The organism is Streptomyces sp. NPDC058534, from assembly GCF_042717365.1.
Lineage (GTDB): Bacteria > Actinomycetota > Actinomycetes > Streptomycetales > Streptomycetaceae > Streptomyces.
Genome location: NZ_JBHXNW010000007.1, coordinates 151,265 through 177,023, shown reverse-complemented (window position 1 = coordinate 177,023; position 25,759 = coordinate 151,265). Strand labels below are relative to the sequence as shown.

26 protein-coding genes and 1 tRNA gene are annotated in these 25,759 nt (G+C 71.3%); 17 read left to right on the top strand and 10 right to left on the bottom strand.

Annotated features, from left to right (window positions below; genetic code table 11):
• The first annotated feature begins 311 nt into the window (after positions 1–311).
• Together ACFWR9_RS06520 and ACFWR9_RS06515 are read left to right on the top strand one after the other, a co-directional pair.
• The gene (locus tag ACFWR9_RS06520; RefSeq protein ID WP_383836426.1) at positions 312–626 is read left to right on the top strand and encodes a hypothetical protein; all 315 of its coding nucleotides are present in this window, start codon (positions 312–314) and stop codon (positions 624–626) included.
• A 335-nt stretch (positions 627–961) separates the two neighbouring features.
• Positions 962–1,315, top strand: a complete 354-nt coding sequence (locus tag ACFWR9_RS06515; RefSeq protein ID WP_383836423.1) for a VOC family protein — start codon at positions 962–964, stop codon at positions 1,313–1,315.
• A gap of 127 nt (positions 1,316–1,442) precedes the next feature.
• Here the strand turns inward: ACFWR9_RS06515 and ACFWR9_RS06510 are convergent, their stop codons facing one another.
• Positions 1,443–5,483 carry a hypothetical protein gene (locus ACFWR9_RS06510; protein WP_383836420.1) on the bottom strand — a complete coding sequence of 1,347 codons (4,041 nt, stop codon included), beginning with the start codon at positions 5,481–5,483 and terminating at the stop codon, positions 1,443–1,445.
• A 493-nt stretch (positions 5,484–5,976) separates the two neighbouring features.
• Here ACFWR9_RS06510 and ACFWR9_RS06505 point away from each other — a divergent pair, with 493 nt between their 5' ends.
• Both ACFWR9_RS06505 and ACFWR9_RS06500 read left to right on the top strand, forming a co-directional pair.
• The gene (locus tag ACFWR9_RS06505; protein ID WP_383836417.1) at positions 5,977–6,168 is read left to right on the top strand and encodes a ferredoxin; all 192 of its coding nucleotides are present in this window, start codon (positions 5,977–5,979) and stop codon (positions 6,166–6,168) included.
• Between the two features lie 86 nt (positions 6,169–6,254).
• Complete coding sequence (locus ACFWR9_RS06500; RefSeq protein ID WP_383836452.1) at positions 6,255–7,130, top strand: FkbM family methyltransferase; 876 nt, start codon at positions 6,255–6,257, stop codon at positions 7,128–7,130.
• Positions 7,131–7,161: 31 nt separating this feature from the next.
• Here the strand turns inward: ACFWR9_RS06500 and ACFWR9_RS06495 are convergent, their stop codons facing one another.
• Both ACFWR9_RS06495 and ACFWR9_RS06490 read right to left on the bottom strand, forming a co-directional pair.
• Positions 7,162–7,950 carry a glycosyltransferase family 2 protein gene (locus ACFWR9_RS06495; protein WP_383836414.1) on the bottom strand — a complete coding sequence of 263 codons (789 nt, stop codon included), beginning with the start codon at positions 7,948–7,950 and terminating at the stop codon, positions 7,162–7,164.
• Positions 7,951–8,176: 226 nt separating this feature from the next.
• Entirely contained in the window at positions 8,177–8,548 is a 372-nt protein-coding gene (locus tag ACFWR9_RS06490; RefSeq protein ID WP_383836411.1) for a DUF6344 domain-containing protein, read from the bottom strand.
• Between the two features lie 338 nt (positions 8,549–8,886).
• Between ACFWR9_RS06490 and ACFWR9_RS06485 the strand changes: the two genes are divergently transcribed.
• Complete coding sequence (locus ACFWR9_RS06485; protein WP_003999697.1) at positions 8,887–9,015, top strand: DLW-39 family protein; 129 nt, start codon at positions 8,887–8,889, stop codon at positions 9,013–9,015.
• Between the two features lie 168 nt (positions 9,016–9,183).
• Positions 9,184–10,611 (top strand): hypothetical protein, encoded by a 1,428-nt coding sequence (locus ACFWR9_RS06480; protein WP_383836408.1) that lies wholly within the window; start codon positions 9,184–9,186, stop codon positions 10,609–10,611.
• A gap of 13 nt (positions 10,612–10,624) precedes the next feature.
• Here ACFWR9_RS06480 and ACFWR9_RS06475 read toward each other — a convergent pair whose 3' ends face one another.
• Together ACFWR9_RS06475 and ACFWR9_RS06470 are read right to left on the bottom strand one after the other, a co-directional pair.
• Positions 10,625–12,085, bottom strand: a complete 1,461-nt coding sequence (locus ACFWR9_RS06475) for a serine/threonine-protein kinase (RefSeq protein ID WP_383836405.1) — start codon at positions 12,083–12,085, stop codon at positions 10,625–10,627.
• Between the two features lie 73 nt (positions 12,086–12,158).
• On the bottom strand, positions 12,159–12,707 hold the full coding sequence (locus tag ACFWR9_RS06470) for a helix-turn-helix domain-containing protein (RefSeq protein WP_383836402.1): 549 nt from the start codon (positions 12,705–12,707) through the stop codon (positions 12,159–12,161).
• Between the two features lie 179 nt (positions 12,708–12,886).
• Here ACFWR9_RS06470 and ACFWR9_RS06465 point away from each other — a divergent pair.
• Positions 12,887–12,959 (top strand) — tRNA-Ala (locus tag ACFWR9_RS06465).
• Positions 12,960–13,031: 72 nt separating this feature from the next.
• Here the strand turns inward: ACFWR9_RS06465 and ACFWR9_RS06460 are convergent.
• Positions 13,032–14,129 carry a sensor histidine kinase gene (locus tag ACFWR9_RS06460; protein ID WP_383836399.1) on the bottom strand — a complete coding sequence of 366 codons (1,098 nt, stop codon included), beginning with the start codon at positions 14,127–14,129 and terminating at the stop codon, positions 13,032–13,034.
• On the bottom strand, positions 14,122–14,817 hold the full coding sequence (locus ACFWR9_RS06455) for a response regulator transcription factor (protein WP_383836396.1): 696 nt from the start codon (positions 14,815–14,817) through the stop codon (positions 14,122–14,124). The genes ACFWR9_RS06460 and ACFWR9_RS06455 overlap by 8 nt, the downstream gene beginning before the upstream one ends.
• Positions 14,818–14,903: 86 nt before the next feature.
• Here ACFWR9_RS06455 and ACFWR9_RS06450 point away from each other — a divergent pair, with 86 nt between their 5' ends.
• The 3 genes from ACFWR9_RS06450 to ACFWR9_RS06440 all read left to right on the top strand — a co-directional run bounded on the left by ACFWR9_RS06450 (position 14,904) and on the right by ACFWR9_RS06440 (position 17,840).
• Positions 14,904–15,545, top strand: coding sequence for a M15 family metallopeptidase (locus ACFWR9_RS06450; protein ID WP_383836392.1), 642 nt, complete (start codon positions 14,904–14,906; stop codon positions 15,543–15,545).
• 53 nt (positions 15,546–15,598) lie between these two features.
• A complete protein-coding gene (locus ACFWR9_RS06445) occupies positions 15,599–16,678 on the top strand; it encodes an endonuclease/exonuclease/phosphatase family protein (protein WP_383836389.1) in 1,080 nt (359 codons plus the stop codon).
• A gap of 385 nt (positions 16,679–17,063) precedes the next feature.
• On the top strand, positions 17,064–17,840 hold the full coding sequence (locus tag ACFWR9_RS06440; RefSeq protein WP_383836386.1) for an isoprenyl transferase: 777 nt from the start codon (positions 17,064–17,066) through the stop codon (positions 17,838–17,840).
• A gap of 83 nt (positions 17,841–17,923) precedes the next feature.
• Here the strand turns inward: ACFWR9_RS06440 and ACFWR9_RS06435 are convergent, their stop codons facing one another.
• Positions 17,924–18,625 carry a DUF5324 family protein gene (locus ACFWR9_RS06435; protein ID WP_383836383.1) on the bottom strand — a complete coding sequence of 234 codons (702 nt, stop codon included), beginning with the start codon at positions 18,623–18,625 and terminating at the stop codon, positions 17,924–17,926.
• 334 nt (positions 18,626–18,959) lie between these two features.
• Here ACFWR9_RS06435 and ACFWR9_RS06430 point away from each other — a divergent pair, with 334 nt between their 5' ends.
• Positions 18,960–19,493: a peptidylprolyl isomerase gene (locus ACFWR9_RS06430; RefSeq protein ID WP_383836380.1), complete on the top strand. Its 534-nt coding sequence runs from the start codon at positions 18,960–18,962 to the stop codon at positions 19,491–19,493.
• Between the two features lie 104 nt (positions 19,494–19,597).
• Positions 19,598–20,485 (top strand): rhomboid family intramembrane serine protease, encoded by an 888-nt coding sequence (locus ACFWR9_RS06425; RefSeq protein ID WP_383836377.1) that lies wholly within the window; start codon positions 19,598–19,600, stop codon positions 20,483–20,485.
• Between the two features lie 246 nt (positions 20,486–20,731).
• Here ACFWR9_RS06425 and crgA read toward each other — a convergent pair whose 3' ends face one another.
• The gene (gene crgA / locus ACFWR9_RS06420) at positions 20,732–20,986 is read right to left on the bottom strand and encodes a cell division protein CrgA (RefSeq protein WP_003975080.1); all 255 of its coding nucleotides are present in this window, start codon (positions 20,984–20,986) and stop codon (positions 20,732–20,734) included.
• Between the two features lie 150 nt (positions 20,987–21,136).
• On the opposite strand from crgA, the gene ACFWR9_RS06415 reads away from it, so the two are divergent.
• From ACFWR9_RS06415 to ACFWR9_RS06395, 5 genes are all read left to right on the top strand, one after another.
• The gene (locus tag ACFWR9_RS06415; protein ID WP_383836374.1) at positions 21,137–21,919 is read left to right on the top strand and encodes a DUF881 domain-containing protein; all 783 of its coding nucleotides are present in this window, start codon (positions 21,137–21,139) and stop codon (positions 21,917–21,919) included.
• An 81-nt stretch (positions 21,920–22,000) separates the two neighbouring features.
• Positions 22,001–22,162, top strand: coding sequence for a hypothetical protein (locus ACFWR9_RS06410; RefSeq protein WP_383836371.1), 162 nt, complete (start codon positions 22,001–22,003; stop codon positions 22,160–22,162).
• Positions 22,159–22,797 (top strand): aminodeoxychorismate/anthranilate synthase component II, encoded by a 639-nt coding sequence (locus ACFWR9_RS06405; RefSeq protein ID WP_383836368.1) that lies wholly within the window; start codon positions 22,159–22,161, stop codon positions 22,795–22,797. The genes ACFWR9_RS06410 and ACFWR9_RS06405 overlap by 4 nt, the downstream gene beginning before the upstream one ends.
• Positions 22,794–23,840, top strand: coding sequence for a class E sortase (locus ACFWR9_RS06400; RefSeq protein WP_383836365.1), 1,047 nt, complete (start codon positions 22,794–22,796; stop codon positions 23,838–23,840). Before ACFWR9_RS06405 ends, ACFWR9_RS06400 begins: the two co-directional genes overlap by 4 nt.
• A gap of 13 nt (positions 23,841–23,853) precedes the next feature.
• The gene (locus ACFWR9_RS06395) at positions 23,854–24,615 is read left to right on the top strand and encodes a class E sortase (protein WP_383836362.1); all 762 of its coding nucleotides are present in this window, start codon (positions 23,854–23,856) and stop codon (positions 24,613–24,615) included.
• A gap of 91 nt (positions 24,616–24,706) precedes the next feature.
• Here ACFWR9_RS06395 and ACFWR9_RS06390 read toward each other — a convergent pair whose 3' ends face one another.
• The gene (locus tag ACFWR9_RS06390) at positions 24,707–25,681 is read right to left on the bottom strand and encodes a restriction endonuclease (protein ID WP_383836359.1); all 975 of its coding nucleotides are present in this window, start codon (positions 25,679–25,681) and stop codon (positions 24,707–24,709) included.
• Between the last annotated feature and the right edge of the window lie 78 nt (positions 25,682–25,759).

Sequence of the window (25,759 nt, the reverse complement as noted above, 5' to 3'; positions counted from 1 at the left end):
CCACAGGTCCTGGAGGAGTACGTCAGCCACGACCGTTCATGATCGCGGTTGTGGTGACCCTCCGTGGCCTGAGCACGGAAAGTGATCCAGAACCACGGTTCACGGAACGACGACACCGCTGGTGACTGCAAGGTCTTGGCCTGGCGGCGGGAGCCGTCTGGGCTGGAGCCCGCGCCTTGAGCCACGGTCGCCCGCCAGTGCTGAGGCTGGGACACGGTGTTGCAGCGATCGGCCTCTTTGCTGCACTCGCGGAGCACTTCCAGGCGACTTAGCCTGAGATCAAGGGGTCTCGAATGAAAGGGAGCATTGAGATGCTTTTTGTCCTGCTCGCGACCCACGATCCGGAAGTCTGTCCGACCGCCAACGCGACGACGCGCGACCTGATGCTCAAGATCGCTCCCGACATGCCGAACCTCGCCCAGAAGGCAGGCGTCGACATCGTGGCCGGTCCCTTCGTCAACCGGGAGCACACGATCGTCGCGGTCGTACAGTCCGACAAGGTCGAGAATGTCGACCGCTTCCTGATGGAGGCTCGCCTCCCCCACTGGAATCGCGTCCGCGTGCTGCCGTCGCTGACCATGGAAGAAGGTCTCGCCGACGTCCAAGCGCAGACGCAGATCTTCTGACCCAACCGCTCAGGCATGAGGCGGTGCTTCGGTGCGGGCGCCGCCCATCGTCACGCTGTTGTGGTGATCGACTCAGTCACCCAGCTAGTAACAGTGGTCATCGTGCTCCTGACACCAATGTCTGACACCAACAGGGGCGGACTGTCGTGGACAAGAGCGGACGGCGGCGGACGGCGTGTCCTAGGTCAGGGGAAGCCGACCGACGTCGTCAACGCCCCGTGATCGACCTGCTGAGGATGAGGCCACAGGTTCAAATCCTGTTAGCCCCACCAGCGAGAAGACCCCCAGTCGGTAGCGGCTGGGGGTCTTTCGTGTGCTGTGGTTAGACTCCGCGGATGACCTTGGAATGGGAACAGGTAATCGTTCACTCGGTGGATCCGGCGGCTCTGGGGCAGTGGTGGGCCGAGGCGCTCGGGTGGGTCGTGGTGCACTCCGATGACGACGAGTTCGAGATCCGGCCGGCGCCGGACCGCATGCCGGGGCTGGACTTCGTCCGGGTCGAGGAGAGCAAGAAGGCCAAGAGCCGGCTGCATCTCGACTTCCGGCCCGACAACCAGGACGCCGAGGTGGCCCGGATGGAGGCGCTCGGCGCGAAGCGCGTCGACATCGGCCAGGGCGAGCAGTCGTGGGTGGTGATGGAGGACCCCGAAGGCAACGAGTTCTGCATCCTGGGGCAGCGCCGGTCATGAGAAGACCCGACCGCTGGCGACGGGGGATGCGCCAGCGGCCGGGCTGTGTTCAAGGCTAACAAGGGCCGATGCGTCGTGGGTGCCGACTGGTCGGCCGGGTCTCCGAGGTGTGACCGGGATCACTCGGTCAAGGGTCGCACGGGGGCTCGTAGTCCAGGCGCGGCAGGTACTCGTGCCACTTCTCCTCGGTGAGCACGTTCCGGGTGGCCGAGCAGATGCGGTCGATGGCGTCGTCCACCCCCAGGTTCCAGAGCCGGACGGTGTCCGTTCCGCTCGACACCCCCAGCATGTGGCGCACGGGGCTGAAGGAGAGGAAGTTCCCCGTCTTGGCGTTGGGGCTCATCGACTGGCCGATGGGAGCGGCCTCGGCGGGCGTCGTGACGTTCCAGAGGCGGACCGTGTTGTCGTTGGCGCCGCTGGCCAGGGTCTCGCCGTCCTGGCTGAAGGTCAGGGACACCACCGAGTCGGTGTGACCGGCCAGGGTCGACTCGGCCCGGCCCGGTTCGCCGCCGCCGGGGACGTTCCAGAGGCGGACCGTGCCGTCGTCGCTGCCGCTGGCCAGGGTGTGGCCGTCCGGGCTGTAGGCGAGGGTGTTGACGGGCCCGAGATGCCCGGTGAGGGGCGTGCCGCGGGGGGTGGCGTGCGCGGGGTCGCTCACGTTCCAGAGCCGTACGGTGTCGTCCGCGCCGCCGCTGGCGAGCGTACGCCCGTCGGGGCTGAAGGCGAGGGTGTTGACATAACCCCGGTGGCCGCTCAGTGGCTTGCCCAGCCGGCGCGGGTGGGACGGGTCCTCGGTGTTCCACAGCTGGACGGTGCGGTCGTCGTAGGCCGTGGCCAGCGTGCGGCCGTCGGGGCTGAACGCCAGGGTGTCGGGGCCCGCGTAGCGGGTGCGCAGCGTTACCGGCGGTCCGTGGGCGGTGGGCAGGGCCGGGTCGCTGACGTTCCACAGCTGCATCGTGCGGCCCCCCGAAAGCACCGCCAGGGTGTCGCCGTCCGGGGAGAACACCAGCGACCGTATGTCGCCCTCGCCCGGCCTGAAGGGCTCGCTCAGTGACACGGGCCGGGCGGGGTTCGTCACGTTCCACAGGCGGACCCGGCCGTCGCGGGCCGCCGTGGCCAGCACGTGCCCGTCCCGGCGGAAGGCGCCGATCCGGCCGATCATGTCCGACGTCGGCAGCGACCACAGGCGCACCTTGCTGTCGCCGCTGCCGGTGGCGAGGGTGCGCCCGTCGGGGCTGAAGCCGAGGGCGTACATCTCGCCGCTGCTCCCGGCAAGGTCCATGCCCACCTGGGACGGGTAGGACGGGTCGCTGACGTTCCACAGGCTCGCCGTGCTGTCCGCGCTGCTCGCGGCGAGCATGGCGCCGTCGGGGCTGAAGGCCACCGACCAGATGGGGCCGGTGTGGCCGGTGAGCGGAGCGCCCGCGGATCTCGCGCGGTCCGGGTCGGCCACGTCCCAGAGCCGTACGGTGTCGTCCGCGCTCCCGCTGGCGAGGGTGCGTCCGTCGGGGCTGAAGGCCACGGAGTGGATCAGGGCGCCGTGACCGGTCAGCGGTGCGCCGACCGGCTCCGGGCGGCGTGGGTCGGCCACGTCCCAGAGCCGGACCGCGTTGTCGTCGCCGCCGGCGGCCAGCGTCCGCCCGTCGGGGCTGAACGCCACCGAGCGCACCGCCGCCTTCGCGCCGGTCAGGGTGGACAGGGCCCGCGGCCGGCGCGGGTCGGCCACGTTCCACAGGCGGACGGCGTGGTCGTCGTGGGCGGAGGCCAGGGTGCGTCCGTCGGGGCTGAAGGCGAGCAGGTAGACGGTGCCGCCGTGGCCGGTCAGGGGTGCGCCGAGCGGACGGGGGCGGCTCGGGTCCCGTATGTCCCACAGCCGGATCGTGCCGTCGTCGGAGGCGCTGGCCAGGGTGCGGCCGTCCGGGCTGAACACGGCGGTGCTCACCCAGCTCCTGTGGCCGGTGAGGGGCTTGCCGAGCTGTTCCGGGCGGGCGGGGTCCGACACGTCCCACAGCCGGACGGTCCGGTCGTAGCTGGCCGTCGCCAGGATCCGCCCGTCGGGGCTGAAGGAGGTCAGGTAGACGGCGCCGGTGTGCCCGAGGAGCGGGGTGGCCAGCGGCGCGTTCACGATCGAGATCAGCCGGTTGCGGACGTCCTCGTCGTCCGGCCGCAGGCGGTGCGCGGCCAGGTCGAGCTGGGCGGACAGCGACGGGTCCGTGTCCTCGACGCGGTCCGCCTCGGCGACCACCTGCTCGAACACCGCGTCGTTGCGCTGCTGCCAGGCGATCACCGCCGAACCGACCGCCACCAGGGCGAGCACGACCAGCGTCGACACCGCGGCGCGCCGGATCAGGACGGTGCGCCTGCGCAGTCTGCTCGCGGCGGCCAGGAAATCGACCGCGCCGCGGGTCAGGAAGGTGCCGCCGGCCGAGTCCGCCCAGCCGTGGGCCTGTTCCAGCCGGGAGCCCCGGTAGAGCAGCGAGGCGTCGCGGTCCGACTCCTCCCAGGTCCGGCCGTCCTCCTCAAGGCGCTGGCGCAGCAGGTTGCCGGTGCGGTCCTCGTCGATCCAGTCGCGCAGCCGCGGCCAGGCGTGGAGCAGCGCCTCGTGGGTGATCTCCACGGTCTCCGCGTCGAGGGTCACCAGCCGGGCCCGCACCAGGGCCTCCAGGGACTCCTCGGTCTTGCCGGGGTCCCTCGACTCCTGCGCCAGCCGCCGCCGCGTGCTGCGTCTGCGGGTCGCCTGGGTGTCCTCGCCCAGCCGGACCAGCCTGAGCAGCAGCAGCCTCGCCGCCGTGCGGGCCGCCGGGTCCAGGTCCGACCAGGCCCGTTCGGCGGTCCCGGCCACCGCGCCCTGGATGCCGCCGGCCGCGCGGTACCCGGCGAGCGTCAGCCGGCCCGCCTTGCGCCGCTGCCAGGTGGCGAGCAGGGCGTGGGAGAGGAGCGGTAGCACGCCCGCGTCGTGTGTCCCGTGCGGGCCGTCGGTGCTCACCTCACGGATGATCAGCTCGGCGAGGGCCGGTTCGAGTTCCATGCCGACGGCCTTGGCCGGTGCGGTCACCGCCTCGCGCAGTTCCGCGGTGGTCAGCGGCCCGAGCACCATGTGCCGGTGCTGGAGCGCGTCGGCCAGCTCGGGATGGCGCAGGCAGTGCTCGTAGAAGTCGGCGCGTATGCCGAGCGCCACGAGGACCGGCGCCGCGTCTCCCGGACCGCCCGGCACGCAGGCGGCCTGTAGCAGCGCGATGAACGCACGCCGCTCGGACTCGTCGGGGCAGAGGGTGAAGGTCTCCTCGAACTGGTCCACGATGACGACCGGACGGGCGGACGGCGACTCCGGCCCCGGCCTGGACTCCTCGCCGGGCGCCGCCCACGCCGCGAAGGCCGCCCTGACCGCGTCGTCGGTCCCGGGGGCGCCCGGCTTCCCCGTCCTCCGCACGGCGCGGACGACGGGCTCCAGCTGGGGTATCCGGCGGCTCAGCTCCCCGAGCGGATCGACCCCCGGCACGAGCTGGAGCACGTCCCTGGGCCCACTCGGCGGACCGGTCCCGCCGCCCGGCGTCCCGTCGCGCAGGGCGGGCACGAGGCCGGCGTTCAGCAGGGAGGACTTCCCCGCTCCCGAGGCGCCCACGAGCACCACCAGGCCGCCCGTGTCCTCGGCCGCGCGGAGCTGGGCGACGAGGGCCTCCGTGCTCCGTTCCCGCCCGAAGAACCAGTCGGCGTCCTGCCGGCGGTAGGCGGCCAGCCCCCGGTACGGGCAGACACCGCCGGCGGTGGCCTGGGTCTCGGCCGCGGGGTGTTCCTCGTCCGCGCCGGGCGGTGCGGGGCGTTCGCCGGTCGGGTCGGCCACCGCCCGCTCCCACAGGCGCTGCCACTGGACCAGGTCGTACAGCCCGGCGGAGACCGGTACGGGACGTGCGCGACGCGCGAGCGGGACGAGGACGTGCAGGACGGCCGCGAGGGCGGGGAACTGGGCGGGCACGTTCTTGGCCCGCCGCCAGTCGCTGATCCGCTGGGCGGAGACCCGTACGGGCCGGCCCCGTTCGTCGACCCGCTGGAGCCGGACGACGGCCTCGGACACGCGTTTCAGAGGAGGGTTGCCCGCCTCCTTGTAGAGCAGTGCGAGGCGTTCCGCGAAGGCCGTGCGTGCCCCTGAGTCGAAACTCAAGGTCTTCACTCCTTACTTCCCCCGCACTTGGACGTCCGGACCGGAAAACTCACTCTATATGCCTGACCTGCGGCTACCTCGGTCTCGCGGGTCCGGAACCTCCTCGGCGGCGACCTCAGGTGGCAGGATCCTGTCGCAGTGGCGAGTCGGCCGCGAGGCACCCGGACAGGTCAGCGGCTCTGCGTTCGCGGAGCCACCCCATGAGGCCGCATGTTCTCGGTCAGCTTTCGGTGGCCCTGCCCTCCCCGACCCGCTCCGGTACCACGCGCAGTACACCGCCGGCATGGTTCGGCACCGGTCCCCACGAGGGGAGGGACCGGTGCCAAACCATGCCGGCGCGTGTGCTGTCCGATTCCGCGGGCGCCGGGTCGACACACGGTCACGCCGGGTCGACACACGGTCGTGCCGGTTCAACACACGCTCGCGCCGGGCGGGTTCGGCGCCGCGATCCGCGGGCAGGCACGTCGTGAAGGTTCCGAAGCCGACCGCCGCTGGAGCGCGTATGAGGATCTCCGTCGACCCCGAGCAGTGCTACGGCTCGGGCGACTGCGTCCACCGGGCCCCGTCCGTCTTCACCCAGGTGGACGGTCTGGGTGCCGTGATACCCGGGCGGGAGTACGACGTCGACGTGCCCAGGGTGCGGGAGGCGGTCGAGGGGTGCCCGTCCGCGGCGATCACCGTCTCGGGCGAGTGAGCTTCCGGGGAGAACGGGGCGGTTCTGTCGCCGAGGTACCGCCTCCTGCCCTGCCCCACGCCCTGGTCACCCTCGCCGCCCGCTACGTGCGCCACGCGCCCGGCACGCTCGGGAAGTCGGCGCTCACCACGCGCTGGCTGAACGCGCGGCTGCGGGAGCGGCCCCGCCGCAGGGTCGTCCGGGTGCGCTCCGGCGGCCTGTTCGCCGTGGACACGCGGGACCTCATCCAGCGGTACCTGTATCTGTTCGGCACCTGGGAGCCGCACCTGACGGCGTGGCTGCGGCGCCGGCTGCGCCCGGGGGACGGGTTCGTGGACGTCGGGGCGAACATCGGGGTCTTCAGCGTGCTCGCGGCTCAACTGGTCGGCGACGAGGGCCGAGTGGTCGCCATCGAGGCATCCCCCGTCCTCCACAGCCGTCTGGTGGGGCACGCGCGGCTCAACGGCCTCCACAACGTCCGCGCCCTGAACGCCGCGGTGTCCGACCGCCGCAGGACCCTGAACTTCGTGCTCGCCAGCTCGCGGAACACGGGCGCGAACAGCATCGTCCCGTACGACGGCCCGGCGGAGTCCAGCTTCGAGACCGAGGCCCGGCCGCTGCCGGAACTCCTCGACCCGGCGGAGATCGCCGGCGCCCGGGTGATCAAGATCGACGTGGAGGGCGCGGAGGGCGGCGTCGTGCGCGGCCTGGCGCCGGTGCTGGGCGACCTGCGGCCCGACGCGGAGATCTGTGTCGAGGTCACGCCGGAACGCATGGCGCGGCTGGGGGACTCCGTCGACGACCTGCTGTGGGTGATGCGGGACGCCGGATTCCACGTCTACCGGCTGGCCAACGACTACGCGCCCGGCAGCTACCCCGCGGCGCTGCGCGGCGAGCCGGGTGTGCCGGTCCGCTGGCGTGGGCCCGTCGTCGGGGAGAGCGACCTGGTCTTCTCGCGGGTGGACGCGGAGACGCTGCCCTGAGCGGCGGTCACGGCGGCGGGGCGGGCGGCCGTCACCGCCGTAGGTCCGCGCCCTCGGTCTCGTCCGGTGGGCGCCAGCCGAAGGACGCCAGGGCCCTCGCCCTGGCCTCCACGACCGCCATCCGGGCATCGCGTTCGGCCGGGTCCACGTGGGACGCCTGGCCGGTGACCTGGCCCTCCCACTTGCGGTAGAGCAGGCCCACCTCCCCGGTGAACCACCCCCGGCTCACGCAGTTCAGGGCCAGCAGCAGGCCGGTGTCCTCGGACGCCGGGAGGGCCATCCAGCCGCCGAGGGCGAGCAGCAGGTCGCGCCGTACGAGGAGCGTCGCCGGATGTACCTGGGCGCGGAAGCCGTTGGCTCGCCAGAAGTCGAGCACCGCACCGCGTTCGATCGGTCCGGGCTCGGGGTCGCCCGGGAAGCCGGCCGTCGAGCCGTCGGGCAGGAGGTCCAGGGCCCGTGAGGTCGCCCAGCCGAGCCCCGGGTCGGCCTCCAGCGCGGCCAGGTCGCGGGCCAGGGTGCCGGGCGCGAGCCGGTCGTCGGCGTCCAGGACCTTCACGTACTCCCCGTCCGCGTGGGCCAGGGCCATGGTGCGGGCGACGCCGGGGCCCGCCTGCCGTTCCCGGCGGCCCTGGCGGAAGACGACGCGCGGGTCGTCGGGCACGTGCGGGCGGACGTCGTCCGTCCTGCCGTCCTCCTGGATCACCCAGCGCCAGTCCCAGCCGTCGGGCAACTCCTGGGCGGACAACGACGCGTGGGCCTCCGGCAGGTAGCGCGCCGAGGGACCGTGGACGGCCGTGACGATGACGATGCGCCGGTTCACTGGCGGCACCCACCACCTTTCCGCAGGAGTGCCGTACAGGCTATGACGCGCGAAGAGGCGCTGGTGGGCGGGGTGCCGGGCGCGAGGGGAGCCCACACATGGCGGCGGCCCGGCTGCTCTGTCGAGCGGCCGGGCCGTTTCTCGCGTGTGGTGCGGTACGCAGATCGCCGTTGTGTCGGGTCGGGCGGGGCGGGCGCGGTGGGAACCGGGCGCCGCCTCGGTCCGCTCAGCGCTGGAGCGGGGCGCTGTGCTGGGCCGTTGACCCGGCGGTGTCGTCGCACGGGAGGCCGGTGGCCGTCTCGGTGGCCGTGGCGGTCGCGTCGCTGAGCGGACGGTGCCGGCAACTGGGTGCCGAGCCGTGCGCCTCGGCGCGGATGCGCTGCTTCATCGTGGGGGGCAGGGAGCCGGCCCGGGACCAGGACCAGGGGACCGCCGTCGCGGGTGCCGCCTCGGGGGAAGCGCTCTCGCTCTTGCTGTGCGTTCCGGTCTGCGGTGCGGCCGCGGCGGCGGTCGTCGTGATGAGTCCGAGCGCCGTGCACAGCGCGAGGAAGGCGGTGACGATGGTGGTCCACAGCGTCATGACCTTGTTCCGGGTCATAACCCCTCACTTTCGGGTTGGGCGATTTGCGTACTTTCCTCATGATGTGTATGCGGCTCGCGAAGTGGTGGACCTGGGCCCGTGGCGCGTCGATGTTCAGATGAACACAACCCGAATGGACGCAAGGGGGTCGAAAAGATGCCAATACGGGAGAGAGGCGGGCGAAAGTCGCCGTATGTAGGGGTGTGATCACCCTCCGATCAGAACGGGTTCGTCCGCTTCTGGAGGGCTTCGGCGCACGGCAGTTGACCGCCGACGCAGGTCACCGATCGGTATCGGCCGGTGTGTATAGTCGGGCGCCAGAGGTCCCCTACGTCAAGGAAAGACGAGGTCGCGCGGTGAAGAAGCTTCTCCTGGTCGCACTGGCCGCCATCGGCGGGCTCCTCGTGTACCGCCAGATCCAGGCGGATCGCGCCGAGCAGGATCTGTGGACGGAGGCGACTGACTCCGTGCCCACGGGTTCCTGAGTACGACCGACATCCGGTCCCGAGCAGACCCCGGCCGTCAAACGGTCGGGGTTTTCTGTTGCCCGGATCTCCGCGCGGGGGCGCGGGAGCGCCGGGGCGCGCGGCAGGATGGGGCACGGTCGTTCGGGGCGGGCGGCGAGTGCCGGCGAGCGCGAGGGGTGGCGGGTCATGGGACGGTGGTGTACGGGTTGGCGGCATGCCGGGTCGGGGGGCGCGGGGCCGTCGGTGCCCGCGCCTACGTCCGCGCCGGCGCCCGGACGGCGGAGGGCGCCCCGTCGGCGTACGGCGCCCGCGGGGGGTACGGCGTCCGTGGGGCCTACGGCGTCCGTGCGGCGGCTGGCCGTCGTGACCGTCCTACTACTGGCCACCGCCGCTACCGCCGCCCTGCCCGGCGGTGCCGCCTTCGCGGCCGGTGACGCGCCGGGGTACGCCTTCGCCGACGGCGCCCCGCGGATCGACGGGACGACTGCCACCTCGGACGCCAAGCTCCTGGCGGCCGGGGCGACGTACCGCAGCTCGCTGCCGCGCAACGGCACCCTCTACTACCGCCTCGACCTCGACGCCGCCTCCGACGCCTACGTCTCCGTGACCGCCGTACCCGGCTCCGTCGGCGAGGTCACCGCCGTCGACGGAATCCGCGTCTCCGTGCAGGACGCCGAGGGCGGCTCCTGCTCCTCAGACAGCGCGACCTTCGGCGCGGCGCACAGCCCCCGCCCGGTCACCGCGTGGGGCATGCGGGAGATCGCGCCCGGCGGCAACCGCTGCCAGGACCCCGGCACCTACCACGTCGCCGTCGAGCGGGCCAGGCCCCAGGACTCCCCGCCCGAGGACTGGGACCTGGAACTCACCGTCGCCACCGAACCCCGCCCGGCCCGGACGGATGCGACCGAGGCACCGGAAGCCTGGGACTCCGCCTCGCCCGAAGCCGTCGCCGGTGAACCGGAACCCCGCACGGGCGGCAACGGCTTCGCCCACGCCACGCCCCTCGGACAGGGAGCCTGGCGCGACGACATCCGGCCCGGACAGACCCTCTATTACAAGGTGCCGGTGGACTGGGGCCGCCAGGTGTACGCGAGCGCCGAACTCGACGGCGATCAGGAAGCCTCCGGCTACGCCACCGGTGCCCTGCGCCTGGCGCTGCACAACCCGGTGCGCGGCGAGGTCGACGACGCCGCCAAGGGTTACACCGGCCGCCCCGCCACCGTCGGGCTCGCTCCCCTGCCGCCGGTGGCCTACCCCAACCGGTACGCCACGAGCGGGCAGGCCGGCGCGGTGCGCTTCGCCGGTGACTACTACGTCGTCGTGCACCTGGCGGCGCAGGTGGCCGAGGACTTCGGTGCGGGGCCCTTCGGGCTGACGCTGCGCGTCGGACTCCGCGGATCCGCGCGGAGCGGGCCCGGCTACGCGGGGGAGTCGCGGCCCAAGGGTCTCTTCGCCGTCTCGGCCCAGGACCGGGCGGCGGCGCCGGAGAGCGGCGGCCCGGACGACGACGACCTCGCCATGAAGGCGGTCGCCGTGGGCGGCATCGGCACCGGCAGCCTGCTGCTTGCGGGCCTGACGGTGTGGACGGCGGCGGCCCGGCGCAGGGCGCGGTGAGGGGCTGCCCGGTTCAGATCCGGGTCAGTGCCCAGAAACCCACCGCGTAGCAGGCCAGCGCGAGGAACAGCAGCGGCACCGCCACCCTCGCCGGGGGACCGGGACGGCGCCGCCGTCGCGTCGCCCGGTGCTGGGCCGGGGCCTGCGGGTTCCGGGCGGTGTACGAGGCGGTGGGAGCGTCGGCGGGCGCCTGCCGCGGGGGCGGCGTCAGGGACGGCGTGAGCGTCTGGGCGGGCAGCGGCGGGGCGTACGGCGGCGGGTACTCGGGTGGGTACTGGCCCGGGTGCGGGACGGGCGTCGCCGCGCCGTCCCTCGTGGCGGAGGTGACGGTCGGCTGCGGGGGCGGCAGGTGGAAGCTGCCGGTCTCCGACATGGCGGACAGCGGGAGGGGCCCGGATGCCGAGGGCGCATGGCTCGCTGACGGCGCCGGGGGTGTCGGCGGTGCCGAGGGCATCGAGGATGTCGAAGGCGTCGGCGATGTCGGTGACGAGGGTGTGACCGGGACGGACGGGCGGCGTGGGTCGGTCGGTGGGTCCGTCGATAGGTCCGTCGGTGGGTCTCTCGGTGGGTCGTCGTCCAGTCCGGACGCCCGTTTCAGAGGCCCGTCGGCGGCGAACCCGGCGGGCAGCGGGCCGACTTGGTCGAAGATCTCGATCAGCTCGTCGTCGGGCCCGGGCTCCGGCAGCAGCTCCGCCGCCGCGGCCAGCGCCTTCCGCGCCCCCGTCGCCGTACGGAACCTCGCCGGCGGATCCGGCTGCACCAGCGTCGCGACGACCTGCCACAGCGGCTCGGGTATCCCCTGCGGCGCGGCCGGTGTCCCGTGCTCGGCGAAGTGCTGGACCAGCGCCTTGGCGTCCGGCTTGGCCCCCTCCAGCAGGTACAGGGCGACCAGCCCCACCGCGAACAGATCCGCGGCGAAGTCCGGCTCCGCGCCCATCATCTGCTCCGGCGCGAGATAACCGGGCGTCCCCACCACGAGGTTGGTCTCGGTCAGCCGGGGCTCGCCCAGCCGCATCGCGATGCCGAAGTCGGACAGCCGGAGCCGCGGCCGGCCCGTGCCGGTGGCCTCGAGGAGCAGGTTGGCGGGCTTGATGTCACGGTGGACCACGTCCTCGGCGTGCACCGCCGCGAGGCCCGCGAGGAGCTGGTCGATCAGCGTGCACACGAAGGCGGGCGGCAGCGGGCCGTAGTCCCCGATCAGATGGACCAGGGAGCCGCCGGTGACCAGGTCCATGGTGAACAGGACCTGGTCGTCGTCGGCGGCCCAGCTCGCGGGCGCGAGCACATGGGGATGATCGATCCGCAGCGCCTGCTCGCGGACGAACCGCAGCAGCGAGTGCGCGTCCCGCTGCTGGAGCACCTTTGCGGCCACATACCGTCGGCGGCGGTGGTCCCAGGCACGCCAGACGGCACCGACCCCGCCGCGGCCGATCGGGTCGACCAGCTCGTACCGTCCGGCGAAGACCTCACCCATGGCTGTGTGTCGCTCCTCCCCTCGCGCCACTCCGGGCCCGGCCGCGACCCCCTGCGGCGGCCGGACCCCGGGATCAGTTCTGGTGGGACTGGTAGTGCGCGACCGCGTCCGAGGTGCGGCCCGCTCCGTACACCCGCAGGAACTCCGCCAGCTCCGGGTGCGTGGAGGAGAGGGCGTCCGCCGCGTCGATGATGTCCCCGGCGGCCGCCACCGAGCGCAGCAGCGACTGGATCTCGCGGACCACCCGCTTGACCGTGGGCGCACCCGAACTGCTCGTCGTCTGCGTGGTGTTGCTGAGCACCGAACCCCCCTGCGACTTCTTGATCTCGTCCATCCGCTCCGTCGCCTCGGCCGCGCTCACACTGCCGTCCGCGACCTGCCCCGCCAGGTCCTGCAGCAGCTGCACGCGCTGGACCACCGCGGGATTGCCGATCTTCGCCCGCTGACCGCTCATCAGCTGCGACAGCATCGGTGCGGACAGTCCCAGTACCCCCGCGAGACGAGCCTGGTTGAGACCAAGATCGTCGATGAGCCTACGGAAGAGCGCCCCCAACGGCTCCCCGTACCAGTTCCGCTGCAGTTCCCGCGCTCTCGCGGTGGCTTCCTGCTGTGCGGCGTCCATTGCGTCTCCCCATCGCTTCCCCAAGAACCGCAGTTCGCTCCAGCGAACCACGCCGAGCATCTTACGGAGCGTGGTCGTTCCCCGGGAGCCCCCATCATTTGTGAGATCCGGGGGGCGACCCGGTACTCTTGTCTGCGGCGACCGTCGGCCCGCACGAAGCGACCGACGCCGCCTCCCGAGGGGCCTTAGCTCAGTTGGTAGAGCGCTGTCTTTGCATGGCAGATGTCAGGGGTTCGACTCCCCTAGGCTCCACTCACGAAAGCCCCTCCGAACTGCGGAAACGTGGTTCGGAGGGGCTTTTTGCGTGCCGCGGGCGCCCGGTTCTCACGGCCGCCCGGAGTGCGAGGGCGAGGCTGCGGGCGTCGCCGGCAGCTCCACCGTGACGCGGAGGCCGCCCGTGGGGCGTGGGGTCAGGGTGAGGGTGCCGTCGTGTGCCTGGGTGATGGTGCTGACGATGGCCAGGCCGAGGCCGACGCCCGCGTGATCGGTGTGGACGCGCTCGGTGCCGCGCTGGAACGGCTCGGTGAGCGTCGAGGCCAGCTCGGGGGTGACCTGGTCGCCGGTGTTCTCGACCGTGAGCGCCACGGTCCTGGGGCGGGCGACGGTGGTGACGTGGACGGCGCCCCGTTCCGGCAGGTTGTGGACGATCGCGTTGTGCACGAGGTTCATGGTCAGCTGCAGCAGGAGCGACGGGGAGCCGGTCGTGGGGGTGAGGTCGCCGCCGGTCTCGATGGTGATGCCCCGCCTCTCCGCGAGGGGGAGGAGCGTTTCGGTGGCCTCTTCCGCCATGAGCGACAGGTCGACGCGCTCCCGTGCGAAGGAACGCTGTTCGGCGCGGCTGAGCAGGAGCAGCGCCTCGGTCAGGTCGATCGCCCGGGTGTTGACGGCGTGGAGGCGGTCGACGAGTTCACCGGGGTCGCGGTCCGGGTCGGCGCGGGCCACGTCGAGGAGCGACTTCGAGATCGCGAGCGGGGTGCGCAGCTCGTGCGAGGCGTTGGCCGCGAATCTCCGCTGCTCGGCGACGTGCGCTTCGAGCCGCCCGAGCATGGTGTCGAAGGCGTCGGCGAGTTCGCGGAACTCGTCCTGGCGGCCCGGCAGCCGGACGCGGTGGGAAAGCGATCCGCCCGCGGCCGTGCGGGTGGCCTCCGTGATGCGGTTCAGCGGGGCGAGGATGCGGCCGGCCAGGAACCACCCTCCCGCGAGGCCGAACACCAGCAGGAACGACATCGTGACGGCCGCCATCGGAGCGAAGTCGCGCGCGACCGAGAGCTGGTACTCGGGCTGGAAGACGAGTCCGACGTGCGACACCCGCGTCAGGAACAACCACCCGGCCACGAGCATCAGGGAGCCGGCCAGCATGAGGAAGCCGGTGTAGCTGAGGGTGAGCTTGAGGCGGACGCTCGGCCCACGCTCCCTATCCACGGCCCGCTCCCTCGTCCGCGGCGTCCGGCCGTACGTCGATGCGGTAGCCGACGCCGGGCACGGTGGCGATGATCCAGGGCTGCCCGAGACGCTTGCGCAGCGCCGAGACGGTGATCCGTACGGCGTTGGTGAACGGGTCGGCGTGCTCGTCCCAGGCGCGTTCCAGCAGTTCCTCGGCGCTGATGACCCCGCCCTCGGCGGCGACGAGTACGTCGAGCACGGCGAACTGCTTCCTGGTGAGCGCGACGAAGCGGCCGTCCCGGTACACCTCCCTGCGGAACGGGTCGAGCCGCAGCCCCGCGATCTCCCGCACCGGAGGCCGGCTGTGCGCACGCCTGCGGTCCAGTGCCCGGAGCCGGAGCACCAGCTCCCGCAGCTCGAAGGGCTTGGTGAGGTAGTCGTCGGCACCCAGCTCGAACCCGGAGGCCTTGTCGTCGAGCCGGGCGGCGGCGGTGAGCATGAGGATCGGCATGCCACTGCCGGAGTCGACGATGCGCCGGGCGACCTCGTCGCCGGAGGGGCCGGGGATGTCGCGGTCGAGGACGGCGATGTCGTACGTGTTCACACTCAGCAGCTCCAGAGCGGTGTCGCCGTCCCCCGCGATGTCGGCGGCGATCGCCGCCAGCCGCAGGGCGTCGCGGATGGCTTCCGCCATGTACGGCTCGTCCTCGACGATCAGCACTCGCATGCTCCGATGCTAGGAGCCGGCGCATGTCGTCGGCGTATCGAAAACCGCGTACGCGGCGGCAACACCGCGTTCCCTTGTCTGTAGGCATGACCTGCGACGCATCCGCACGAAAGAAACCCCACCGGCGTACCGACGTCCTCAAGATCGGCCTGCCGGTGGCCGCCCTGACCATCGCCGCCCTCGGCTGCCAGGCGCTGGCGTCCCCGTCGCCGCCCATGTCCCCGACCGCGTCACCCGGTGAGGCACGGCCCGTGGAGCCCCCCGGCATGATCGACGAGCAGGACGGTGTCGTCCCCGACGGCACGACGGTCCTCGACGCGGACGTCCCGGCCGTGGCCCGCCTCGATCCAGCGCTGCTCGCGGCCCTGCGGCAGGCGGCGACGGACGCCGAGGACGACGGCGTCCACGCGTTCCACGTCAACAGCGGCTGGCGCTCCGAGGACTACCAGCAACAGCTCCTCGACGAGGCGGTCGACCAGTACGGCTCCGAGGAGGAGGCCGCCAAGTGGGTGGCCACCCCGGAGACCTCCGCCCACGTGTCGGGAGACGCGGTCGACCTCGGGGACTCCGACGTGACGGCCTGGCTGTCCCGCAACGGCAGCGCGTACGGACTCTGCCAGACCTACGCCAACGAGCCCTGGCACTACGAGCTGCGCCCCGAGGCCGCCGCGCAGGGCTGCCCGGCCATGTACGACAACGCCGCGCAGGACCCGCGGACGCAGCGGTGACCAGCACCTTCGATGTGAATACGAGCGACACGCACGGTGAGCGAGGGCGGCCCATGACGCAGGTGGACACGGCGGCGACCGGACAGGGCGGCCCCGGCCGCACGGACACCGGCTCCGGGGGCCGGCGCGCGCCCGTGCGACGGGTGGTCCGCGCCCTCTCCCGGCCGGGACCCTGGCGACGCGGCCGGGTGCTCGTCGTCCTGGCGGTGCTGCTCGGCCTGCTCATGCCGCTGCACGCGCTGGTCACGGACCGGGCCGGACTCGGCAGCCTCGTGGAGACCTTCCTGCCGTGGCTCGGCCTGGGCATACCGGTTCTCCTGGTCGCGGCGCTGCTGCGGCGCTCCGCGACCGCGACCGTCGCGTTGCTCGTTCCGTCCGTGGCGTGGACGAGCCTCTTCGGCGGCATGATCGTCGACAAGTCCCGCCCGGGCGACAGCGACCTCACCGTGGTCAGCCACAACGTCGGCGCCGCCAACCCCGACCCGGCCGGCACCGCCCGTGACCTGGCCGCCTCCGGCGCGGACCTGCTGGCCCTCGAAGAGCTGACCGAGCAGGACAGGGGCACGTACGAGAAGGAACTGGCGGACGCCTACCCCCACCACACGGTGCAGGGCACGGTCGGACTGTGGAGCAAGCTGCCGCTGTCCGGCACCGCGCCGGTCGACACCAAGATCGACTACGGGTCGCTGGCGGACTCCAAGCCGGACGACGTCAAGCTCGCCTCCACCCGGGCCCTGCGCACCACGGTGGCCACGGACCAGGGGCCGCTGGCGGTCTACGTCGCCCACCTGGGGTCCGTGCGCGTGTTGCCCCGCACCGGCTTCTGGACGGGCAGCCGCGACCGCAACGCGCAGGCGCTCGCCGACGCCGTCGCCGCCGAGGGCACCGAGCGGACGGTGCTGCTCGGCGACCTGAACGGCACCGTGGACGACGGCGCCCTCGACGGCATCACCTCGCGGATGGACTCGGCCCAGGAGCAGGCCGGGGACGGTTTCGGCTTCAGCTATCCGGCCGACTTCCCGGTGGTACGGATCGACCAGATCCTGGTCCGCGGCGTACGGACGGACCGCTCGTGGACACTGCCGACCACGGGCAGCGACCACCTGCCGGTGGCCGCGGGGATCAGCTGGTGAAGGGCGGCAGTAAGGTGGCCAGCCCGGGCCCCGGCACCCAGACGGCCCTCTGAGAGGGTTTCGCCCGATATGCGCCCCGGTAGTGCGGAGACGTTCCTCACCGACCACACCCGTGCAATCCGGCCGACGGCTGCCGCGCGATCCGGATGATCACCAACGACCGCACCGAAAGGCCCAGTTGACCACGCGAAACGACCGCACGGCCCACGCGGCCCGACGGAGACGGACCCACGGACGGGCGCCGCTCGGCACCCGGGAGGTGCTGTCTGCTCTTGATATCGTCACCCCACAGGGCACCACCACCACACCCCGGCGGGCCGGTGCCACGTGGCTCATCGCCGTCGGAGGCGTCCGGTCGCTACCGACGAGGTGGAAGGGGTAGAGCATGCGGGCGAAGGTACGGGCCGCTCTCGACGCGCTGTATATGAAGCGCCTGGTCAAGGAGTTGGAGGGACGCCCACGCCCCCAGCACATCGGCATCATGCTCGACGGCAACCGCCGCTGGGCCAAGATGTCGGGCATAGACGACCCGCGAGAGGGCTACCGGGCCGGCGGAGCGAAGGTGCTGGACTTCCTGCGCTGGTGCGACTCCGCGCAGATCGAGCACGTCACCCTCTTCATGCTCTCCGACGACAACCTGCACCGGCCCGAAGACCAGCTGAACCCGCTGATCGACATCATCGCCGAAGTCGTCGAACGGCTCGCCGCCCCCGGCAACCCCTGGCGCGTGGAAGCGGTCGGCGCCCTGGACCTGCTGCCCGCCGAGTCCGCCACCCGCCTCAAGACCGCCACCGCCTCCACCCAGGGCCGCAAGGGCGGCACCAAGGTCGACGTCGCCGTGGGCTACGGAGGCCGACGCGAGATCGTCGACGCCGTGCGCTCGGCCCTGACCGAGCACAGCTCCCAGGGCGGGGACATCGACGAGTTCATCGAGACCTTCACCATGGAGCACATCTCCAAGCACCTGTACTCCAAGACACGGTCCGAGTCCGACCTCATCATCCGCACCTCCGGGGAGCAGCGCCTCTCCGGATTCCTGCTCTGGCAGTCCGCCTACGCCGAGGTCCACTTCTGCGAGACCTACTGGCCGGACTTCCGCGAGATCGACTTCCTGCGCGCCCTGCGCTCCTACTCACTGCGCGAACGCCGCTACGGCCGCTGAGCCGCCGTTTCGCGTGAAACATCGCCGTGGGGCGGAAGACCCGAAGGTCTTCCGCCCCACGGCGATACCGGTCCGGAGAAGGATCAGCGGGGCTCGTCGCCCTCCGCCGCCTCCTCCTGTGCCTGCTTGGCCTGCACCTCGGGATCGAGGATCGCCTCACCGGTGCCGTCCACCGACGTCAGCCGCCCGGACTCGGACACCTCCGTCGCCTCCGGCGGCTCGACCAGCCAGTCCGGGTTGGCCTGCTTGTCCCACCACTTCCAGGCCGCGAAGGCGCCACCCGCGACGAGACCCGCCACCGCCAGAACCCTGGCGATCCGGCCGGCCCTCGCCCGCCGCTGGTGCTTACGCGTCAGCTTCTCGATCTCCTTCGCCGTGACCTGACCCCGAAGCGCGGCCAGCGCGGCGGCACCCCGCGCGGTCGCCTCGTCCCTCACGGGAACGGCCACGGCCACCGCCTGCTCGATCCTCGGCCGTGAATAGTCGGCCGCCTGCCGAGCGGCCAGACGGGTGCGGACGGCCGCCTCCTGCGCGGCGGCGTCCACCTTCGGCGGCACATGCGTAAGGGCCTGCTCCAGCCGCGGCGCGACATGCGCCCCGTACTGGTGGCGAGCCTGGTCTGCGGCCTGCGACACCTTGGGCGCCAGCCGTACGCGCGCCTCCTGTGCATAGTGAGCGGCCCTGTCCTTGGCCGTGTCGGCGTAGGGCGCCACCACTTCCGCGGCGTGCAGCACGCTGTCCTTCGCCGAACCGGTCGCGGCGCGCACGCTGTCGATGCGGGTCACGGGTTCCTCCTCCTCGGTGGCGTACGGTAATTCGACTTTCCACCCTTTTACGGATCATGCCTGTGGACGCAAAGCCAGGCATGTGAGGGCGGCCATCCGGGTCACTGACGATGCCTTCGGGCTCTCTGGGACAACTGGTGATGAAGTTGCGAACAAGAGCAGATCAAGCTCAATAGCAGATCAAGCTCAATAACGGATGAACCGGGCAACACGAGCCTGCACCCGACAATGCCACGGATCGGCGCCCCGCGCTCGGACCCCGGTGTATCAGCGCCGAACGCGCCCCCGCCCGTGGGAGTATCGGTGCGCACCACCAGACGACGGAAGGCACACCGTGGCCGAGCAGCTCTACGCCACCCTCAAGACCAGCCAGGGCGACATCGAGATCCGGCTGCTCCCGAACCACGCCCCCAGAACGGTCCGGAACTTCGTCGAGCTGGCCCGGGGCGAGCGCGAGTGGACCCACCCCGCCACCGGCGAGAAGACCACGGACAGGCTCTACGACGGCACCGTCTTCCACCGGGTCCTCAGCGGCTTCATGATCCAGGGCGGCGACCCGCTCGGCAACGGCACCGGCGACCCCGGCTACCAGTTCGCCGACGAGTTCCACCCCGACCTCGCCTTCGACAAGCCCTACCTGCTCGCCATGGCCAACGCCGGCCCCGGCACCAACGGCTCGCAGTTCTTCGTCACCGTCTCCCCGACGACCTGGCTGAACCGCAAGCACACCATCTTCGGCGAGGTCACCGACCCGGCCAGCCAGAGGGTCGTGGACACCATCGCGGCGGCACAGACCAACCCGCGCACGCACCGCCCGCTCAACGACGTCGTCATCGAGACCGTCGTCGTGGAAACCCGTCAGGGCTGAGCTCCCCGCGCACCGGGCAGGAACCAAACGCACCGCCCATCCGTAACAAGGGACGAGGCGGCGCACGCGCGCACACCGCCCGCAGGGACGACCGAGGGGAAGTCATGGACCACGCGGCAGCAGGCCCGCCGGACGCCCAGAGCCTGCCCGGCTGCTATCGCCACCCGGACCGCGAAACCGGCATCCGCTGCACCCGCTGCGAACGCCCCATCTGCACGGACTGCATGGTCAACGCGTCCGTCGGCTTCCACTGCCCCGACTGCGCCGCCGGCCGCACGGGCAACGGCCCGGCGCCCGCCGCGTCCCGGCCGCGCACCCTGGCCGGGGGCACGATCGCCGCCGACCCGCACCTCCTCACCAAGATCCTGATCGGGCTCAACGCGGCGGTGTTCATCGCCGTACAGGCGCTCCCGTCGTCGTTCCTCAGCGACATGGTGCTCATCGGACGCTGGCCCCCCGCCCCCTTCGTCCCGACCGAGGGCGTCGCGGAGGGCGAGTGGTTCCGCCTGGTGACCACGATGTTCACCCACGAGGAAATCTGGCACATCGGCTTCAACATGATCGGCCTCTGGTTCCTCGGCGGCCCGCTGGAAGCCGCGCTGGGCAGAGCCCGCTTCCTCACGCTCTACCTCGTCTCCGGCCTGGCCGGCAGCGCCCTCACCTACCTGCTGGCCTCGCCCACCACGGCGACCCTCGGCGCCTCCGGTGCGGTCTTCGGCCTCTTCGGCGCCACCGCCGCGCTCGTCCGCCGCCTCAACGCGGACATGCGGCCGGTCGTCATCCTGCTGGCGATCAACCTCGTCTTCACGTTCACCTGGGCCAACATCGCCTGGCAGGCGCACATCGGCGGTCTTGTCGCCGGCGGTGTGATCGGCTTCGCCATGCTCCACGCACCGCGCGAGCGGCGGACCCTCGTGCAGTACGGCGCCTGTGCGCTGGTCCTGCTGGTCGTCGTGGGTCTGACCCTGTTGAGGACCGCACAGCTCACCTGAGCACCTGTTGTCCACAGTCGGTGTCGGATCTTGTGCATAGCGTGCGGGAACAGGTGTGCCCCCTGTCCCTGACTTGTGTTTCCGCAGGTCAGGCAGGGGGCGAACGTGTTTTCGGATGCCAGTACTTCCGTCACACCGGCGTCAACGCCCGGTGGGTTATCCACAGATCGTCGTTTCTTGTCCCCAGCGTGTGGACAGCGCCTGTGGATAACTCCGCGGATAGCCCTGGGCAGAGCTAATGGGGCGCTACTTCCACTGCGTGGAGACGCCGAAGCCGGCGGCGATGAAGCCGAAGCCCACGACGATGTTCCAGTTGCCCAGGGAGTCGATCGGCAGTGAACCGTCGGTGACGTAGAAGACGACGATCCAGGCGAGGCCGATGACGAACATGGCCAGCATGACGGGTGCCACCCAGCCGCGGCTGGTCAGCTTGATGCTGGTCGCCTGCTTGGAGGGCGGCGGCGTGTAGTCGGCCTTCTTGCGGATACGTGACTTCGGCACGAGGGTCTCTCCTGTCGATGCGCTGCGTGGCCGCGCAGGGAACGGGGGTCGGTCTCGGGGGCGGCGTTCGGGGGACAAGGGGACTCTGAGGGCTCCCCCGGGCGTCCGTTAGCGTAGTCCTTCCGTGGCGCCGAAGGAGATAAGGGTACGTTGAGCAATTCTGCCGACTCCCCCGGGACGGAATCCAGCCCTGCCCGCCCCCGGCGCCGTTTCCGGCCCGTGCGGGTACTCACGGCAGCCGTCTTCGCTCTCGCGGGACTCATCTTCTTCACCAGTTTCAACACCGCGAAGGGCACCAATATCCGGACGGACGCCTCTTTGCTCAAGCTGTCCGACCTCATCCATGAGCGCAGCCGGGAGAACGGGCAGCAGGAGGAGTCGAACGCCAGCCTGCGTCACGACATCGAGTCGCTCGCCGAGCGCGACGACGGACGTTCGCAGTCGGAGGACGACGAGCTCGCGGCGCTGGAGGAGAAGGCGGGCACGCAGAAGCTGACCGGAGAGGCGATCTCCGTCACACTCGACGACGCGCCGCCGGACGCCACCGCCAAGCTCCCGGGCTACCCCGAGCCGCAGCCCGACTACCTGGTGATCCACCAGCAGGATCTCCAGGCCGTGGTGAACGCGCTGTGGCAGGGCGGTGCCAAGGGCATCAAGGTCATGGACCAGCGGCTGATCTCCACCAGCGCGGTCCGCTGCGTGGGCAACACCCTGATTCTCCAGGGCAGGGTCTACTCACCGCCGTACAAGATCCAGGCGGTCGGTGATCCGGAGCGGCTGAAGGAGACGCTGGCGGCGTCGCCGGCGATCCAGAACTACATGGTGTACGTCAACGTCTACGGGCTCGGCTGGAAGGTCGAGGAGGACGGGCGGGCGACGCTGCCCGGCTACTCGGGCACGGCGGACCTGCACTACGCCCGGCCTGTGGAGTGAGGCCGTTCCGGAGGGCCCCGCGCCGCTAGTCTGGTGCGGTGCGGCGTGCGTCTGGCGTCGTGGTGCGACGGAAGGGACGGCATGTACGGCTGGATCTGGCGGCATCTGCCGGGGAACGCGTGGGCGAGGGCAGTGCTCTCGCTCGTGCTGGTCGTGGCCGTGGTCTACGTCCTCTTCCAGTACGTCTTCCCGTGGGCCGAACCGCTGCTTCCCTTCAACGATGTGACGGTGGACAACCAGTGAGCGCGCGCATCCTCGTCGTCGACAACTACGACAGCTTCGTCTTCAACCTGGTCCAGTACCTGTACCAGCTGGGCGCCGAGTGCGAGGTGCTGCGCAACGACGAGGTGTCGACGGCGCACGCCCAGGACGGTTTCCACGGCGTGCTGCTCTCTCCGGGGCCGGGTGCGCCGGAGCAGGCGGGCGTCTGCGTCGACATGGTCCGGCACTGCGCCGCCACGGGTGTCCCGGTCTTCGGCGTCTGCCTCGGCATGCAGTCGATGCAGGTGGCGTACGGCGGTGTGGTGGACCGGGCGCCGGAGCTGCTGCACGGCAAGACCTCGCCGGTCGAGCACACGGGCACGGGCGTCTTCGCGGGTCTGCCCTCCCCCTTCACCGCCACCCGGTACCACTCGCTGGCGGCGGAGCCGGGCACGGTGCCGGCCGAGCTGGAGGTGACGGCCCGCACCCACGACGGCATCGTGATGGGCCTGCGCCACCGTGAACTGCCCGTCGAGGGCGTGCAGTTCCATCCGGAGTCGGTGCTGACCGAGCACGGGCACCGGATGCTGGCCAACTGGCTGGTGGAGTGCGGCGACCAGGACGCGGTGGCGAGGTCGGCGGGGCTCGCCCCGGTGGTGGGCAGGGCCACGGCGTGACCGCCCTGCGCCCCGAGCGCGAATCCGGCACGGCCGGTGACCAGGGATCCTCGTACGGGCGGCCGTACGAGGATTCCGGTGCGTTCGGGGGCGGGTGGCAGGAGGACTTCACCTCGGCGGGTCCCACGGGTCCCGTCGGCCCCGTCGGTCGGGTCGACGACGAGACGGTGGCGCTGCGGATCGCCGAGCCGCCGCCGGAGCGGACGGCCGGGACCCCGACCGGCGGCCGCGCGGCCCGCAGGAAGGCCGCGAAACGGCGTCACGGGCGCCGTGGAGCGCCGCGCGGGGCGCCGGGGGACTCCGAGTCGGCCGAGGAGCCGAAAGCGCCGCTGTCGCGCGTGGAGGCCCGCCGTCAGGCCCGGGCCCGCAAGCCCGGCGCCGCGGTGATCGCCAGCCGGGCGATCGGTGAGGTCTTCATCACCACCGGCGTGCTGATGCTGCTGTTCGTCACGTACCAGCTGTGGTGGACGAACGTGCGGGCGAACGCGCAGGCGGACAAGGCGGCCAGCAACCTCCAGGACGACTGGGCGAGCGGCAAGCGCAACCCGGGGACCTTCGAGCCGGGCCAGGGCTTCGCGCTGCTGCACATCCCCGATCTGGACGTCGTGGTGCCGGTCGCCGAGGGCATCGACAGCAAGAAGGTGCTGGACCGCGGCATGGTCGGGCACTACGCGGAGGACGCGCTGAAGACGGCGATGCCGGACGCGAAGACGGGCAACTTCGGACTGGCGGGGCACCGCAACACGCACGGCGAACCCTTCCGGTACATCAACAGGCTCAAGCCGGGCGATCCGATCGTCGTGGAGACGCAGGACAAGTACTTCGTCTACAAGATGGCGTCGATCCTGCCGGTGACGTCGCCGAGCAACGTCAGCGTGCTGGACCCGGTCCCGAAGCAGTCGGGCTTCAAGGAGCCCGGCCGCTACATCACGCTGACGACCTGCACGCCGGAGTTCACCAGCAAGTACCGCATGATCGTCTGGGGCAAGATGGTCGAGGAACGGCCGCGCAGCAAGGGCAAGCCGGATGCGCTCGTCAGTTAAGGGCGGATGACCAGTGGCAGCGACCACCGACACGGAGCAGCAGGAGCACGCCGCGGCGCGCGGGAGCGGGCGGGGCCCCGGGCGGGGTCCCGGACGGATCGTCGCGCGGGCCGTGAGCGTCTTCGGTGAACTCCTCATCACCGCGGGCCTGGTGCTGGGCCTGTTCGTCGTCTACTCCCTGTGGTGGACGAACGTGGTCGCCGACCGCGCGGCGGACAGGCAGGCCGACAAGGTCCGCGACAACTGGGCCGAGGACCGGGTCGGTCCGGACGGTCCCGGGGCGCTGGACACCAGGGCGGGGATCGGCTTCCTGCACGTCCCGGCGATGGGCAAGGGCGACATCCTGGTGGAGAAGGGCACGTCGATGAAGATCCTCAACGACGGCGTGGCCGGCTACTACACGGACCCGGTGAAGGCGACGCTGCCCGCCTCCGGCAAGGAGGGCAACTTCTCGCTCGCGGCCCACCGCGACGGGCACGGGGCGAAGTTCCACAAGATCGACAAGATCGAGGAGGGCGACCCGATCGTCTTCGAGACGAAGGACACCTGGTACGTCTACAAGACCTACGCCGTCCTTCGCGAGACCTCGAAGTTCAACGTCAAGGTCCTCGACGCGGTCCCCCGGGAGTCCGGCAAGAAGAAGCCCGGCCACTACATCACCCTGACCACCTGCACCCCGGTGTACACGAGCAAGTACCGGTACGTGGTCTGGGGCGAACTGGTCCGCACGGAGAAGGTGGACGGGGACAGGACGCCGCCGACGGAGCTGCGGTGACTGACCTCCTTGCGGGAGGTCAGTCACCTAGCATGGCGGAGGACCGAAGCCGCAACTCTCTCTTGCGACTTCGGGCCTCTTGCCGTTTCGCCTACTGGAGTGCCTTGAGCAGCACTCCGGCGCTCCAGGCTTCCAGTTCGTCGCGGTTCACGGTGATGACTCCGCTGAGTTTGGCGATCGCCTCCGATTCGTGGCTGAAGTTGGAGGTGGCGACGAACAGGGCGACGTCCACCTGGTCAATGGCGCGTGCCGCGCCCGCGAACTTCTGCATGTCCGCGCTGGGTACGGTCCAGCGGCCGGACCTGTTCTTGCACTGGACGGCGACGGTGCGTCCATCGGCGGTGCGGCCGGTGATGTCGATGCCGCGGTCGATGCCGCGGTCGATGCGGGCCTGCCGCACGACGACGTCGACGCAGCCGTCTCGGCGCAGCAGGTCGGCGACATGGTGCTCGAACGCCCGCCAGGTCATCGCCCTGAGTTTCGACCTGACATCGTCGGCAGGGGTGTCTCCTTCCAGGGTGGCGAGGCGCTTGTGGTGCCAGCACAGCTTGCGCTCGACGTTCTCGATGTCCCCGCGGAGTTCGATGAGCTCGCGGCGGTGTTCGCCGGATGTGGCGATCAGGGCGTTGAACATCGGTACGACGGTCCGGCCGAGGATGTGGGTGATGCGCTGGTCGATGTGGGCGTCGAGGGCGGCGGGGGCTGTCGGGGCCGGGTTGTCCACAGGCTGTGTGCGCGCCAGGTACTCCATGTCCAGGAGGTAGACACGCACCTGGCGAGCGACTTCGCTGTCGCGGAGCAGCATGGCGATGTTGAGTACGGCTCGCCTGGAGTAGATGGTGAGGCTCCGGCGGGCCTGTGGATAACTGGCCAGCGAGAGTGACATGTTGTCACTCTCGAATTCCCGCAGGTCAGCGCCTCGGAGCACGGTCATTCCGTTGGCTTCGAGTTCCTCACGGTGGCGCTTGGTCAGCTGTCGGACGGCTTCGGCGGTGACTTGGAAGTACGCCGCCACCATCGCCGTAGTCACGTGCAACCCGTCCGGCAGCAGGGACAGTGCCTTCACGCGGTCGAGTACGTCCGTTCGTTCTAGGACACCGCTGCGTAGTGTCGGTGATTCCAGTAGAGCCGTCTCGTTGATCAT